This is a genomic window from Winogradskyella endarachnes, from assembly GCF_009741275.1.
Lineage (GTDB): Bacteria > Bacteroidota > Bacteroidia > Flavobacteriales > Flavobacteriaceae > Winogradskyella > Winogradskyella endarachnes.
This window is the reverse complement of record NZ_WOWS01000009.1, coordinates 15,718-31,401: the sequence shown is the minus strand read 5'-3', so window position 1 is coordinate 31,401 and position 15,684 is coordinate 15,718. Positions and strand designations below refer to the sequence as shown.

The window sequence follows — 15,684 nt, the reverse complement described above, 5'->3', positions numbered from 1 at the left end:
GGTTGGATTTTTAATGCTATGAAATTAAACATTTCAAAACGAACCGTCATAAAAGTCTCATAATTTTTAACAGATTCTAAGCTTTGTTTTTTTGCTTGCGGTTTTGTTTGTTTATTTTTGGAATAATTGATAATTACTTAATCAGGTTCCCACTTTCGTGGGAAATAAAAATTATAAATTTTTCTATGAAATACGATTTAATAGATTCTCAACTCTTTATAAAAAACCGTAAAAACTTTGCTTCTCAAATGAAGCCTAATAGTTTAGCTGTTTTTAATTCTAACGATATTTATCCCATTAGTGCAGACAGCACCATGCCTTTTGAGCAGCACAGAGATATTTTTTACCTCAGTGGTGTTGACCAAGAGGAAAGTGTTTTGGTGTTGTTTCCAGATTGTCCAAACGAAGATTTTAAAGAAGTTTTATTTGTTAGAGAAACCAATGCACATATCGCAGTTTGGGAAGGCGAAAAATTAACTAAAGAAGCTGCATTTAAAACTAGTGGAATTAAAACGGTTTTATGGCTTCAAGATTTAGAAAAAACAATCGCTGAACTTTCTACCTATTGCGATACATTCTACATCAACACTAACGAACATTATAGAGCTAATGTAGAAACTGAAACTAGAGAAGACCGTTTTACTAAGTGGTTGTTAGCTAAATATCCTGCGCACAGCGTAGCAAAAAGCAATCCTATTTTGCAACGTTTACGTTCTGTAAAAGACCAGATTGAAATAGATTTAATGCAACATGCGTGTAATATCACAGAAAAAGGCTTTAGAAGAATATTACCTTTCGTAAAACCTGGTGTTTGGGAATATGAAATTGAAGCTGAATTATTACATGAATTTGTAAGAAACCGCTCAAAAGGTTTTGCTTACACACCAATTATTGCAAGTGGAAACAATGCTAACGTTTTACATTACATTGAAAATAACCAAGAATGTAAAGCTGGCGATTTAATCTTATTTGATATTGCTGCAGAATATGCAAATTATAAAAGTGATTTATCGCGAACGATTCCGGTTTCAGGAAAATTTACAGACCGACAAAAAGCGGTTTATAATGCTGTAAATCATGTAAAAAAAGAGGCTACAAAATTATTAGTTCCTGGTACATTGTGGAAAGCATATCACGTAGAGGTTGGAAAGATTATGACCGACCAATTATTAAACCTTGGTCTATTAGACAAAGCAGACGTGCAAAACGAAGACCCAAAATGGCCAGCTTATAAAAAATATTTTATGCATGGTACAAGTCATCATATTGGTTTAGATACACACGATTATGGTTTACTACACGAACCTATTAAAGCCAATATGGTATTTACTGTAGAACCTGGTATTTATATTCCGGATGAAGGTTTTGGTATTCGTTTAGAAGATGATGTAGTTGTGCAAGAACAAGGCGAGCCATTTAATTTAATGGGAAATATTCCTATTGAAGCTGAAGAGATTGAGGATTTGATGAATGCTTAATTCGAATAAATAAAAAAAGGCGCTTTTTAAAAAGCGCCTTTTTTATTGTTTAAATCTCTATTGTGGTAGACTCAAAAACATAACGTTGTAATTTCTGTAAGGTTTCTAACTTATCACTAGTATTTACTAATAATGAAATGTTGTTATTGCTTCCACCATACGCAATCATACGCACATTAACATCTTGCAATACTTGAAAAAGTTCTGGTGTATCTGGATGGTAAATAATATGATTACCAACCAAACAAACAATACTCATATAATCATCAACTTCAACTGTTGCAAATTTCTCTAGTTCTTCCGTTATAGATTCTAAATACGTAGTATTATCGATTGTTAACGAAACTGCAATTTCAGACGTTGTAATCATATCAATAGACGTTTCGTATTTCTCAAAAATTTCGAAAACTTTCTTTAAGAATCCGTGTGCCAATAACATACGTACTGACTTGATTTTTATAGCTGTTATTCCGTCTTTTGCTGCAATCGCTTTTATGCCTTCGCCATGAATTTGGTTGGTGATTAATGTACCATGCGCATTTGGTGCCATTGTATTTTTTAAACGCAATGGAATATCTAAATTACAAACAGGCATTACGGTTTGTGGATGCAGAATCTTTGCGCCAAAATAAGCTAGCTCAGCAGCTTCGTCATAAGATAAATGCGATAATGCTTTGGTATCATTTACAAAACGAGGGTCATTATTATGAAAACCATCAATATCTGTCCAAATTTGAACTTCTTCGGCTTCAATTGCAGCACCAATAATGGTTGCTGTATAATCACTTCCGCCACGTTGTAAATTTGCGATGTTACCATCAACATCTAAACAAATAAAACCTTGTGTTATATACACATCAGCTTCATATTGGTCTTCCATTAAACGTTCTAAATTCTGCTTTATGTAGAAATTATCAGGTTCATTTGCTCTATCAATTCTCATAAATTCTAAAGCAGGTAAAAGCGCAGCACTCACGCCATGTTGTTGCAATAACTTGCTGAACATATAGGTTGAAAGTAATTCTCCATTGGCTACGATTGAATTATGAAGTAATTCTGAATGCGCCTCAGCTACATTATCTAATAATGACGCAAAAATAGAATTAACATAATCAATAACATCTTTTTGCAAACTGTTATCTTGAATTAAGTTAGAAACGGTTTGTTTATAGGTTTCGTTTAAATCTATAATCTGTTTTTGGGCTAACTCAGTATTTCCTTCTTTTATTAAATCGGAAATTCCGACCAAAGCATTAGTCGTACCAGACATGGCAGACAGCACTACAATTTTTTTGCCATTAGTACCAATGATATCTTTAACATGATTCATGTTTTCTACAGAACCAACAGAAGTACCTCCAAACTTATATACTAACATAACTTTTTAAATTTTTAGAGGACAAATGTAGAGTTGACATTTGTAATAAACATAAAAATTAAAAAAATAGTTGCTTTTTACACAAATTGTTAATTATATAACAAATACTGCAAAATTATTTTTTGAAAGATTTATTATTCTGAATAAAAGAGATTGCGAAAAACGAAATTACAGCCGGTAAAACCCAACCCAAACTATAGTTTGCAAAAGGAATATAACTGGTTATTGACTTTAATGCTTCTGAAGGACTAATAAAACCAACTACATCTGGAATACTAAATAGAAATGTAATGATAACTACAACTCTAAAGACTAAAGAAGATGCTAATTTTTGAGGTAAAACATTCAATAAAATTAAGACTATAGTGATAGGATAGATTAATAAAAGGACTGGCACAGCGACCACTATAATCGAATTAAAATCTAATTGACCAACACCAACACCCAAAACGCATGCTAATATCGCAGTGATAACGTACACCATCTTTGAGTCATTAAGTAAACCTTTAAAATAATCTGCTGTACCAGCAACAATGCCAATAGCAGTTGTAAAACACGCCAAAGAAATAAGAATGCTTAAAACCGTATTCCCAAATTTACCTAAAGACGAAATACTAATAGCGCGTAATAAGTTGGCGCGTTGCATATCATTACTCAATTCTCCGTTAACCGTAATTTCTGAACTATAATAGGCGCCAACGGCAATTAAACCAGCATAAATAATAAAGAGCCCTAAACCTGCAATTAGTCCAGATTTTCTAATTAATTTACGTTTAGATTCATACGCTTCAATAGCCATATTATCAAAATTTAAAGACACAATGATAACAGCACCAACCACGACTGCACCAATAGCATCAAAGGTTTGGTAACCTTCTAATATTCCTGTAACAATTGGTGTTTCAAACTGTGAAATTCCTGTATTAAATTCCGAAGAAAACATAGCTATGCTAATAACAACCAATAACATGATGACGATAAATGGTGTTAGAAATTTACCGATAAGATTCAATATTTTAGAACGGTTAAGAACAAAAACTAATACTAGCGAAAAGTAAATTGCACTAGTTAATAATGGGCTTGTATCAAAAGCCGGAAAAACCGCAATTTCATGAGTGGCAGCCGCTGTTCTTGGCGACGGAATTGCCACAGCAATCACATAAATTATAATACAATAGATTAAACTAAATGTTGGCGATACTTTTTTTCCGAAATCAAATAATGTGCCCTGTAATCTGGCATGTGCAAGTATTCCTAAAATAGGAATAATTACAGCTGTAATTATAAAACCAAGAGCAATCAAAAACCAATCATTACCAGCTTTATAACCCAGTAATGGTGGAATCAATAAATTACCTGCTCCAAAAAACAAGGAAAACAATCCAAAACTAGTGACTAAAAGTTCTTTGCGTTTTATATTCACTACTTGGTCTTCTTGAGTTTTAAATCTTCAAAATCGAAACTAAAATCTGTGATTGGCGCAATGTACTTCATAGTTGCAGAAACAGCTTCTTCGTTTTCATTGAATGTAAAGTTTACATACACGTCTGCATCGTAACTTCTATCATTCCATTTCGCAACAAACGTTGTCGCATTTAATGGCAACAACTCTCCAAACAATCTTGATGAACGCTTACTCTTTATAGTATACCCTTTTTTTGCTTCGTGAGAAATTATCACATCTCCAAACCAATCATCAGTATAAGTACCAACTATATGTTCTGGCTTTGGTAAGGATTTAAGTTTTTGGGCTTTATCTATTTTAGTATAAACCTCAGCTTTTAAGCTATCATTATATTTTATGTAATCTGCATTTCGTTTTCCGTATTTCTCTAACCAATTTCGGTTTTTATAACCCAAATAAGCATCCTTAATAGTATTTGTTATGGTATTAAACGCAGAACCATTCATTTGATTGGTTAATACTACAATGCCTAAATCTAAATCTGGAATCATGGTAAACTGAGTTACTGTACCTAACAAACCACCTGTATGATACACTTGTTTGTGTCCGCCTTTTACATCAGTTAAAAACCAACCAAGTCCATACCCTTTAAAATTAGAGTTATAAGAATCATTAGGATACACATTTAATGGTGTTTGTAATTGCCAAAGCTGATGGAATTGTTGCTCACTTAGCAAACGTTCTCCAGTTTTGGTTACGGCATCATTCATTAAAAAAGCGGCCCAAGTTAACATATCTGGCACGTTACTTACAATGCCACCTGCAGGATTCGCCGTTTCACTCCAATCATGCGGAATTTGCACCACCTTACCTTCTGCCATAGTGTGTGCATCAATAATATTAGATTTATCTGTAACACGATTATAAGAAGCTTTACTGTTAACCATCCCAACCGGTTTCATAATTTTTGCCTCTATAAATTCTTCCCAAGACAAACCACTTACACGTTTTAAAACTTCGCCAGCAATAATGAACATATTATTATTGTAAGCAAATTTGCTTCTAAAGGATGTTTCAGGTTCTAAATATTTTACGTTGTTAATAATGTCTTCAACAGTAAAGTCGCTACCTTCAGGAAAAAACATTAAATCGCCAGCGCCTAAACCCATACCACTTCTGTGTGTTACCAAATCTCTAACCGTAAAATTTTCTGTAACCCAAGCGTCGTGTAATTGAAATTCTGGTATATGCTTACGTACTTTATCATCCCAATTTAATTTACCAGCATCGACCATCATTGCTAAAGCAAAGCATGTAAATCCTTTACTGTTAGATGCAACACCAACCAAGGTTTCGTCATTCATTTCTTTTTTATTAGTTAATGAACGCACACCATGGCCTTTAGAATAAACGACCTTGCCGTCTTTATAGATACCAACAGAAATTCCAGGCACATCAAATGTTGTTAGTGTTTCGGCTACAAGTTTATCTAAATCGTTCTCTTTAATTTGAGCAGTTAATACTAATGTCGAAATAAAAAATAATGAGGTCAGTAGTCTTTTTAAAAACATGGAATATTTAATTAATGTGGATTATTTTCAAAGATAGTAAAATGTTATATGGATTTTAGACTAAAAACCATTGCTTAAATTATCTTTGCCTTTATGATTTTAAACTACAAGAACAGCAATATTCATTATACCACAACAGGAACAGGCGAAGCTATAGTTTTGCTTCATGGTTTTTTAGAAACATTAGATATGTGGTATGATTTTATTCCTGAATTATCTAAAAGCCATCAAGTTATATGTGTAGATTTATTAGGTCATGGCAAAACGGATTGCATAGGTTATGTGCATACCATGGAAGAAATGGCAGAAGCAGTCTTTGAGGTTTTAAATTACCTTAATATTAAAAATGCCTATTTTGTAGGACATTCAATGGGTGGTTATGTATCTTTAGCTTTAGCCGAAAAACATCCAAAACTTATAAAAGGACTTTGCTTAATGAATTCTTCTTATAATGAAGACGATGAAGAGCGTATACAAATAAGAAATAGAGCTTGTAAAATGGCGAAGTTGAACTACAAAGTACTTATTAACATGTCTTTTGCTAATTTATTTACCGAAGAAAGCAAAATAAAGTTTGAAGTGGAATACAATAACGCATTAGAATTAGCACTAAAAACACCGTTGCAAGGTTACATTGCAGCACAAGAAGGCATGAAACTTAGGCCTAACCGTTTTGAAATTTTTAAAAATCTAAATGCCAAAAAATTAATTATTATTGGTAAAAAAGATGGGTTGATAAATCGTAAAAAAATAATGAATCAAATTGAAGAGACTGATATAAATTATGTAGAATTTTCAGAAGGACATATGAGTTCTATAGAAAATAAACCAGATTTATCTTACAATTTATTACATTTTGTCGAAAAATAAGTCGTTTAAACGTTTGATTTAGTCTTTTTTTCTAAATTCATACTCTAAAGTAGAAAATAAATTGTAAAGAAGCAGTATGAAACCAACAAAATTATATTGTAATTTATTTGGTCATAACTACGTAGAGACCAAAAAAGTAACTAACCACGTAAAAGAATATACATGTAAATGTTGCAAAAAACAGGTAACAACCAGTAGTACAGGACATTTAATTGAACTTACAGAAAAGCGACAAGAAATTAACTCAGCATTAGAGCGTATTTACAATAATAGATTGATGCGTTTACAGCAAAAAATGATCAGTTCGTCGATCTATTAATTGTTAATAACTTTTCAGATATTTATTTTATTATATTTCAATCCCTATAACTTTTAGCGAATCCCTCAAGAAATATAATTAATGAAAAATGTTTATTGCGCATTATTTGGACATGACTATAAAGTCTCCAAAAATGTGACTTACCACGTAAAAGAATACAAGTGCAAAAATTGTAAATCTGAAATGACTATTGATGGCAACGGAAACTTTATTCCATTAACGCCTAAATTTAAAGAAATTAACACCGTCTTACATACAGTACATAACAAGCGTTTAGAAAAAAGTCAACGTTTTGTTATGTTTGATTTTTAAGCGCATTCCATCCTTTTGCTATAATAGGTATTTTTTCTTCTGCTCTTGTAACTAAGTGCATACCTCTGTCTTCTTCGGTTATATAACCAATAACTGTTAAATTTGGATTGCCTTTTATTTTAGGATAATCTTCTTGAGAAACCGTCATTAATAATTCGTAATCCTCACCTCCATTTAACGCTATTGTTGTACTATCAATATTAAATTCTTCGCAAGTAGAAATTAATTGAGGGTCTAATGGTATTTTATTTTCATATAAATCTACACCAACTTTACTTTGTCTACATAAGTGTATAATTTCCGAAGATATACCATCACTCACGTCAATCATACTTGTTGGTTTTACCTTTAATTCTTTTAACAATTCTACTATATCCTTACGCGCTTCTGGTTTTAATTGACGCTCAATAATATATGTATACATTGATAAATCTGGCTGATTATTAGGGTTTACCTTAAATACTTCTTTTTCGCGCTCTAAAACCTGTAATCCCATATAAGCACTACCAACATCTCCTGTTACAACTACCAAATCGTTTACTTTTGCACCAGAGCGTAATACTTCATTTCCCTTTTCCACTTCTCCAATCGCTGTTACTGAAATAATAAGTCCAGATGTAGATGATGTTGTATCTCCACCAACAACATCAACATTATAAATTTTAGCTGCAGTAGAAATTCCTTCATATAACTCTTCTAAAGCTTCTAAAGGAAAACGGTTAGATACTGCAATAGAAACTGTTACCTGAGTAGCCATGGCATTCATGGCATATATATCAGATAGGTTTACAATTATTGCTTTATATCCTAAATGCTTTAAAGGTGCATAACTTAAATCGAAATGAACGCCCTCTATTAACAAATCTGTAGACACAACAACTTGTTTCTTGCCAAAATTTAAAACGGCAGCATCATCACCAATAGCTTTAATGGTGGATTTTTGCGTCACCTTAAAGTGTTCCGTTAGATGTTCTATTAACTTAAACTCACCTAATTCACTTAACGGTGTACGTTGTGGATTTTTATCTTCAATCATAACGCAAAAATATTATGCTTTTTCTAAATTATGCATTATTCTAGCAATATTTATGATTTTATTAGTAGACAAGCTTCACTAATCACCTGTTTTATTTTTAATTTATAATACCATCAAAAAAATTGACTGAGTAAACAATTTTACTTTTTAAAATATTCAGAATTACTTCCTATTTCTAAAAATTTTGTGCATTTCATCGAAAAATATAGTATTTTAACTTGTTTTATGATTGATTTTTTAAATTGCCTTCCCCTAAATCTACTAAATATGAATCCCAAAACGAACACTACTTTACCATGTGCCATTTTTGGCCATAATTTTGAAAGATCAAAAACCTATTTAGATCATTCTGTAGAATTAACATGTACCCATTGCGATACCGTAGTAGTAACGGACTCTAAAGGAAACTTTGAGAATTACACAGTAAAAAACAAGCAATTAAAAGACACACTACAAGAGCTTTACAGACTTACAAAACGTGTTACAAAACCTAAAGTAACAACTTAATAAAATTCAGGTTAACTGAAACTCCATAGCTAAACCTTATTAAATCATATACTAATATAATGTTAGTACTTATGGTTTAACCTTTGTTATATCGTATATTTGCAATCTATTTAGAACAATCTAGTTTAACGATATGATTAAAGTCTCAGATAACGCAAAAAAGAAAGTCATAGAACTTATGACTGACGACGGGTTCAACCCTAGTACTGACTTCATTAGAGTTGGTGTAAAAAGTGGTGGATGCTCTGGATTATCTTACGATTTAAAATTTGACAAATCACAAAACGAAGACGACAAGGTCTTTGAGGATAATGATGTAAAAATCATTGTAGATAAAAAGAGTTTTTTATATCTCATAGGTACAACTCTAGAATATTCTGGTGGATTAAACGGAACAGGTTTCGTATTTAACAACCCTAATGCCAACCGAACCTGCGGTTGTGGTGAATCATTTTCATTGTAAGTTGAATGTTTAAATGTTTTTAAAGTAGAAAAGTAAAGAGAGTAAATGGCAAAAATTAGTTCTTTTGAAGATATAAATGCTTGGCAAAAAGCCAGAGAACTAAATACCGAAATTTATAATCTAACAAATAAGAATAATTCTTTTTCTAAAGATTTTGGATTAAGGGATCAAATAAGAAGGTGTTCTATTTCAATAAGTTCTAATATTGCAGAAGGGTTTGAAAGAGAAACAAATAAAGAATTTAGACGTTTTTTATATATCGCAAAAGCTTCAGCAGGAGAGTTTAGATCTCAATTGTATTTAGCATCAGATTTAGATTATATTTCAACGGAAGAATTCAATAAATTAAATTTAAAAGTAAACGATATATCGAAAATGAAAGGTGGTTTAATAAAGTACCTCAACACAACTTTATAAACATTTAACTTTTCAACATTATAACTATTATGTCAAAATATACAGAAGACGATTTAAGAGAAGAATTAAAAACCAAAGAATACGAATATGGTTTTTATACAGATATTGAATCTGAAACCTTTCCTGTTGGACTAAATGAAGAAATTGTAATCGCCATTTCTAAAAAGAAAGAAGAGCCAGAATGGATGACCCAGTGGAGACTAGAAGCTTTTAAAGTTTGGAAAGAAATGGAAGAACCAGAATGGCCAAATGTCAGCTACCAAAAACCAGATTTTCAAGCAATTTCTTATTATTCTGCACCAAACAGTAAACCAAAATACGATAGTATTGACGAAGTAGACCCAGAATTATTGGCCACTTTTGAAAAACTAGGAATTTCGTTAGAAGAGCAGAAAAAATTAGCTGGTGTTGCCATGGATGTGGTTGTAGATTCAGTTTCAGTAGCTACCACATTTAAAGAAACCTTGGCAGAAAAGGGTATTATTTTTATGAGTATTTCTGAAGCTATTAAAGAACACCCAGAACTTGTAAAAAAATATATTGGTACAGTGGTACCGCAGAAAGACAATTTTTATGCCGCTTTAAATTCTGCAGTTTTTAGTGATGGTTCTTTTTGTTATATTCCTAAAGGTGTAAAATGTCCAATGGAATTGTCTACTTACTTTAGAATAAACCAAGCAGGAACGGGGCAATTTGAAAGAACACTTGTAATTGCTGACGAAGGGAGTTATGTCTCTTATTTAGAAGGTTGTACAGCACCTAGTAGAGACGAGAATCAATTACATGCAGCAGTTGTAGAACTTATTGCTTTAGATGATGCTGAAATTAAATACTCTACCGTACAAAATTGGTTTCCAGGAAATGCTGAAGGAAAAGGTGGTGTTTTTAACTTTGTAACTAAAAGAGGTCTTTGCGAAAACAATGCTAAAATTTCATGGACCCAAGTTGAAACAGGCTCTGCTGTAACATGGAAATATCCAAGCTGTGTTTTAAAAGGTGATAACTCAGTTGGTGAATTCTATTCTATCGCTGTAACTAATAATTACCAGCAAGCAGATACTGGTACTAAAATGATTCATTTAGGCAAAAACACAAAATCTACAATAATATCTAAAGGAATTTCTGCTGGTAAATCACAAAACTCTTATCGTGGATTGGTTCAAATTAGTCCTCGCGCAGAAAATGCACGTAATTTTTCGCAATGTGATAGTTTATTAATGGGTAATGAATGTGGTGCACACACGTTTCCATACATAGAAGCTAAAAATAAAAGTGCTATGATTGAGCACGAAGCAACTACAAGTAAAATCGGTGAAGACCAAATATTCTATTGTAACCAGCGAGGCATTGATACCGAAAAAGCAATTGCCTTAATTGTCAATGGTTTTAGTAAAGAAGTTCTTAATAAATTACCAATGGAGTTTGCTGTAGAGGCACAAAAATTATTAGAAATTAGTTTAGAAGGTTCCGTAGGTTAACCACTTGAAAAGATTTTTAAAATGAAAAAAATCAGCCTTATTTTATGTATTACATTAGCATTGTTTTCATGTAAAAACGAAAACAATAATACCTCTGTAGATTTAGAAGAAAATCGTGCAAAATCTTACGACCAAAACGATGGATTTATAACAGTAAAAGGGTTGTATGTATACTATAGAGATGCTGCTGTTTTAGAAACTAAACAAGAAATTTACGGTGTGGTTATAGATGATAACTTGCAACTTTTAGAAAAAGAAGTTAAGCCCTTTAAAAAAGAAGCCACAGACATGGTACCTGTGACGGTTAGAGTAAGAAAATTTAAAAAACCAGAAGGCGAAGAAGGCTGGCCGTATAGAGTAGAAATTAAAGAAATATTAAAGGTGGAAGCACCAAACCCAGAATCAAACGACGTTATAAAATTAGCAAAATAAGACTATGTTAAAGATTAATAATTTACACGCAAGTGTAGAGGATAAAGCCATATTAAAAGGAATTAATTTAGAAGTAAAACCAGGAGAAGTTCATGCTATTATGGGACCAAACGGTTCAGGTAAAAGTACATTAGCTTCGGTTATTGCTGGTAAAGAAGATTATGAAGTTACCGATGGCTCAATTGAATTAGAAGGTGAAGACATTGAAGAATTAGCCGCTGAAGAACGTGCTCACAAAGGCATTTTCTTATCCTTTCAATATCCTGTAGAAATTCCTGGAGTTAGCGTTACTAACTTTATGAAAACGGCTATTAACGAAACACGTAAAGCTAAAGGTTTAGAAGATATGCCTGCAAAGGATATGTTGAAAATGATTAGAGATAAATCTGAACTTCTAGAAATAGACCGTAAATTCTTATCGCGTTCTCTCAATGAAGGTTTTTCTGGTGGAGAAAAGAAACGTAACGAGATTTTTCAAATGGCTATGTTAGAACCAAAATTAGCCATCTTAGATGAAACGGATTCTGGTTTAGATATCGATGCCCTTCGTATTGTAGCAAATGGTGTCAACAAATTAAAATCTAAAGATAACGCTGTTGTTGTAATAACACACTACCAGCGTTTATTAGACCATATTGTACCAGATTTTGTTCATGTTTTATACAACGGAAAAATTGTAAAATCAGGAGGAAAAGAATTAGCACACGAGTTAGAGGCTAAAGGTTACGATTGGATAAAAGAAGAAGTAGGAGCGTAAATTAATATAGTTTGTCATTCCTGCGAAAGCAGGAATCCAAAATAAACTATAAGTTAATATTAAAAAGATTCTTGCTTTCGCAGGAATGACAGAAATATGGAATTAAAAGAAAAATTAGTATCGTCATTTATGGCCTTTGAAGACACAGTAGATGTGCACTCTTCCATACATGATATTCGTACTGAAGCTATAAAAACGTTTGAAACAGAAGGGTTTCCTACTAAGAAATTAGAAAATTGGAAATACACCTCTTTAAGTTCTGTTTTAAAACACGATTATAGTGTGTTTCCAAAAAATGAAAATGCACTAGAATTTAAAGACATCAAGAAATATTTTATTCATGAAATTGATGCTTACAAAATCATTTTTATCGATGGTAAATATTCTTCGCATTTGTCGCAAACCACACATGATGGTTTAGATGTTTGCCTTATGTCTGCAGCCTTAACCAAGCCAAAATACAAAGTAATAATTGATAATTATTTCAATAAAATTGCTTCAAAAGATGGTTTGTCTTCATTGAATACTGCATTTTCTTATGAAGGTGCTTACATCAATATACCAAAGAATAAGGTTGTTGATAAACCGATACAAATTATTCATTTCTCAACAGGGAACGAAGCTGCTCTAATGTTACAACCACGTAACTTAATTGTGGTGAATGAAAATGCACATGTTCAGATTATAGAGCGTCATCAGAGTTTAACAGACAATCCTGTTTTAACCAATTCGGTGACTGAAATTTTCGCCAACAAACGTGCTATTGTAGATTATTACAAAATTCAAAACGATAGACAAAGTGCATCATTAATTGACAACACCTACGTTAACCAAAAACAAGAAAGTTTAGCCAAAGTGCATACCTTTTCTTTTGGTGGTAAATTAACTAGAAACAACCTTAATTTCTATCAAAACGGAGAACGTATTGATTCTACCATGAAAGGCATTACCATTATTGGAGATAAGCAACATGTAGACCACAATACGTTAGTACATCACATTGAGCCAAATTGCGAAAGCCACCAAGATTACAAAGGTATTTTTGATGATAACGCAACCGGAGTTTTTAACGGAAAAGTGGTCGTTGAAAAATTAGCACAAAAGACTAATGCATTTCAGGCGAACAACAATGTATTACTCAGCGACAAAGCCACAATTAATACCAAACCTCAACTTGAAATTTTTGCAGATGATGTAAAATGTTCTCATGGTTGTACTATTGGTCAGTTAGATGAAAGTGCTATGTTTTACTTACGTTCTAGAGGTATTCCTGAAAAAGAAGCCAAAGCCTTATTAATGTTTGCGTTTAGCAATACCGTTTTAGATTCGGTTAAAATTCCTGAACTTAAAAATAGAGTTACTAAGATTATTGCTAAAAAATTAGGTGTTAATCTTGGATTTGACTTATAAGTCTCGAAAAAAATAAACTAGAAAAAGGATTGCGATTTAGCGGTCCTTTTCTTTTTTAAATACAATGTCTTTTACAGTGCCATCACAAGACAAGAGCATGCCTGTTACTTCATTATTAGCATCCTTTACAAAGTGATACAAGGTTCTATCGTTGTTTCCAAATTCATGTAACTGAACCGGATGTAAGTTTATATCTTCATGACCAACAAAAGATAGTTTAAGCTTATTATCTTCTTCAAAAAAATGGTATGTTACATTTAATTCTTCAGAATAAAAATTACCTTCATAATCTGAAACTTCAACGGTTTTAGCATCTATAAATGTAGCCCGTTTAAAATAAAAAGGTGTACCACCAAATGAGATAACCATATCGTGAGATGCTGATGATGTAAAATCATATTTCACATTCTGACTTTGGGTTCTATGAAACTTCTTCTGGTCATATTGCACAAGAGCAGCCGCAGTTCTTCCCATAGAACCTACGGATTTTAGCGTGTCGTTTTCAACAAATATTTTCATAGTCATATCACTATTGATTTCTTTGTATTCGCCAATAAATTTATCAAGGTTTTGAAGTTGAAATGACATTTCCTTCCGGCTTTCATTTTTAATAGTGTCAACTTCTTTCATCAAAACATCTAAAATTTGATACGCTATTCTTGGCGCATCAATCTCTTGTGCATTGGTTAAAACAATGATTCCTATTTCTTTTTCAGGAACCGTAATAAGTTGAGACCGTCCACCAAAACCAAATCCGCTGTGATTTAAAGTTTCATACCCTTTATAATTATCTACCATTAATCCGCGTGCGTAATTCGCCTTATTACCTGAAATTAGAGTTTCAGTTGTTTTTAAAAATTCCGCTAAAGATTTAAAATTTAGAATTTGTCCATTGAGCATTTGCATCCAAATGGCCATGTCATTAACGGAAGAACCCATGCTTCCTGCGCCATAACTCAACTGATTATTGGTATTAAACCTATAACCATATTGATTTTTTTTATAACCAACAGCTTTATTTTTTATAGGTTTACCGTGTTCAACCCTTACAAACGTTGAATTCATATTTAAGGGATTCAATATTTTGAGTTTTAAATATGCGTTAAGATTTTGCCCAGAAATGCGCTCAATAATTATTGCTAGTAAGTTATAATTGGTATTAGAATAGCTGACTTTTTCGCCAACTAAATGGTTTAAATTTTTCTGTTTAATGGCTAATTCTAAAACCGTATGGTTATCATAATATTTAGCATCATAATCAAAACCAGATAAATACATTAACGTATGGTAATTCCTAATGCCACTGGTGTGATTGAGCAAATGTTTAATTCTTATGGTGTCTTTGTACTTTGGAAATTCTGGCAAATACTTTCTAATATCATCCTCTAAACTAATTTTACTGTCTTGTACCAAAGCCCAAATTGCTGAGGCTGTGAATTGTTTGGCGATGGATGCTAAACTGAAAACGGTAGAATCGGAATTTTTAATATTGTAATCTAAATGTGAAAGTCCAAAACCTTTAGAGTAGACACTTTGGTTTTTATTAATCACTTTTACACTCAAACCTGGCGCATCTTTAGAGACATAAGATGCTAATAATTCATCAATTTTTTGCTGGATATTTTTTTGAGCTGAAGCGCTTAAAAAGCCAAATACAAAAACCAATAAACCAACGCTTCTAAGGTTTAACATTGCTTATATTTTTGATAAAAATAGGTAGGAATCAATCCGAAGTTTAGAAACAGAAATCCAACAAAAACGATGATTCCTCTATATGGCCAAGTTAAAAACTCAAACATTGCACCAATACCGAGAATAAAAAATGTAATAAATCCGAGGATGTAAAATGAT

Annotated in this window: 16 protein-coding genes; 11 read left to right on the top strand and 5 right to left on the bottom strand. The window is 32.2% G+C overall.

The window, feature by feature from the left end; all coding sequences use genetic code 11:
- Positions 1 to 185: 185 nt before the first annotated feature.
- Positions 186 to 1,478, top strand: coding sequence for an aminopeptidase P family protein (locus GN138_RS15460; RefSeq protein WP_157364902.1), 1,293 nt, complete (start codon positions 186 to 188; stop codon positions 1,476 to 1,478).
- A 49-nt stretch (positions 1,479 to 1,527) separates the two neighbouring features.
- Here GN138_RS15460 and GN138_RS15455 read toward each other — a convergent pair whose 3' ends face one another.
- From GN138_RS15455 to GN138_RS15445, 3 genes are all read right to left on the bottom strand, one after another.
- Positions 1,528 to 2,856, bottom strand: coding sequence for an aspartate kinase (locus tag GN138_RS15455; protein ID WP_157364901.1), 1,329 nt, complete (start codon positions 2,854 to 2,856; stop codon positions 1,528 to 1,530).
- A 115-nt stretch (positions 2,857 to 2,971) separates the two neighbouring features.
- On the bottom strand, positions 2,972 to 4,279 hold the full coding sequence (brnQ, locus tag GN138_RS15450; protein WP_317162766.1) for a branched-chain amino acid transport system II carrier protein: 1,308 nt from the start codon (positions 4,277 to 4,279) through the stop codon (positions 2,972 to 2,974).
- Positions 4,279 to 5,832 carry a serine hydrolase gene (locus GN138_RS15445; RefSeq protein ID WP_157364900.1) on the bottom strand — a complete coding sequence of 518 codons (1,554 nt, stop codon included), beginning with the start codon at positions 5,830 to 5,832 and terminating at the stop codon, positions 4,279 to 4,281. Before GN138_RS15445 ends, brnQ begins: the two co-directional genes overlap by 1 nt.
- A 93-nt stretch (positions 5,833 to 5,925) precedes the next feature.
- On the opposite strand from GN138_RS15445, the gene GN138_RS15440 reads away from it, so the two are divergent.
- The 3 genes from GN138_RS15440 (at position 5,926) to GN138_RS15430 (ending at position 7,333) form a co-directional block, all read left to right on the top strand.
- Positions 5,926 to 6,702: an alpha/beta hydrolase gene (locus tag GN138_RS15440; RefSeq protein WP_157364899.1), complete on the top strand. Its 777-nt coding sequence runs from the start codon at positions 5,926 to 5,928 to the stop codon at positions 6,700 to 6,702.
- 76 nt (positions 6,703 to 6,778) lie between these two features.
- On the top strand, positions 6,779 to 7,021 hold the full coding sequence (locus GN138_RS15435; RefSeq protein ID WP_157364898.1) for a hypothetical protein: 243 nt from the start codon (positions 6,779 to 6,781) through the stop codon (positions 7,019 to 7,021).
- Between the two features lie 81 nt (positions 7,022 to 7,102).
- The gene (locus tag GN138_RS15430) at positions 7,103 to 7,333 is read left to right on the top strand and encodes a hypothetical protein (protein ID WP_157364897.1); all 231 of its coding nucleotides are present in this window, start codon (positions 7,103 to 7,105) and stop codon (positions 7,331 to 7,333) included.
- Here GN138_RS15430 and thiL read toward each other — a convergent pair.
- Positions 7,317 to 8,369, bottom strand: a complete 1,053-nt coding sequence (gene thiL / locus GN138_RS15425) for a thiamine-phosphate kinase (protein WP_157364896.1) — start codon at positions 8,367 to 8,369, stop codon at positions 7,317 to 7,319. The two genes, GN138_RS15430 and thiL, sit on opposite strands and share 17 nt — an antisense overlap.
- Before the next feature lie 267 nt (positions 8,370 to 8,636).
- Here thiL and GN138_RS15420 point away from each other — a divergent pair, with 267 nt between their 5' ends.
- The 7 genes from GN138_RS15420 to sufD all read left to right on the top strand — a co-directional run bounded on the left by GN138_RS15420 (position 8,637) and on the right by sufD (position 13,833).
- Positions 8,637 to 8,876: a hypothetical protein gene (locus GN138_RS15420; RefSeq protein ID WP_157364895.1), complete on the top strand. Its 240-nt coding sequence runs from the start codon at positions 8,637 to 8,639 to the stop codon at positions 8,874 to 8,876.
- A 133-nt stretch (positions 8,877 to 9,009) separates the two neighbouring features.
- On the top strand, positions 9,010 to 9,339 hold the full coding sequence (locus GN138_RS15415; RefSeq protein WP_157364894.1) for a HesB/IscA family protein: 330 nt from the start codon (positions 9,010 to 9,012) through the stop codon (positions 9,337 to 9,339).
- A gap of 45 nt (positions 9,340 to 9,384) precedes the next feature.
- Positions 9,385 to 9,756, top strand: coding sequence for a four helix bundle protein (locus GN138_RS15410; protein ID WP_157364893.1), 372 nt, complete (start codon positions 9,385 to 9,387; stop codon positions 9,754 to 9,756).
- 29 nt (positions 9,757 to 9,785) lie between these two features.
- The gene (gene sufB / locus GN138_RS15405; protein WP_157364892.1) at positions 9,786 to 11,234 is read left to right on the top strand and encodes a Fe-S cluster assembly protein SufB; all 1,449 of its coding nucleotides are present in this window, start codon (positions 9,786 to 9,788) and stop codon (positions 11,232 to 11,234) included.
- 21 nt (positions 11,235 to 11,255) lie between these two features.
- Positions 11,256 to 11,666: a hypothetical protein gene (locus tag GN138_RS15400; RefSeq protein WP_157364891.1), complete on the top strand. Its 411-nt coding sequence runs from the start codon at positions 11,256 to 11,258 to the stop codon at positions 11,664 to 11,666.
- Between the two features lie 4 nt (positions 11,667 to 11,670).
- Positions 11,671 to 12,423 (top strand): Fe-S cluster assembly ATPase SufC, encoded by a 753-nt coding sequence (gene sufC / locus GN138_RS15395; RefSeq protein WP_157364890.1) that lies wholly within the window; start codon positions 11,671 to 11,673, stop codon positions 12,421 to 12,423.
- A 96-nt stretch (positions 12,424 to 12,519) separates the two neighbouring features.
- Positions 12,520 to 13,833: a Fe-S cluster assembly protein SufD gene (gene sufD, locus GN138_RS15390; RefSeq protein ID WP_157364889.1), complete on the top strand. Its 1,314-nt coding sequence runs from the start codon at positions 12,520 to 12,522 to the stop codon at positions 13,831 to 13,833.
- A gap of 36 nt (positions 13,834 to 13,869) precedes the next feature.
- On the opposite strand, the gene GN138_RS15385 is transcribed toward sufD, so the two are convergent.
- Positions 13,870 to 15,525 (bottom strand): serine hydrolase domain-containing protein, encoded by a 1,656-nt coding sequence (locus GN138_RS15385; RefSeq protein WP_157364888.1) that lies wholly within the window; start codon positions 15,523 to 15,525, stop codon positions 13,870 to 13,872.
- Positions 15,526 to 15,684: the final 159 nt, after the last annotated feature.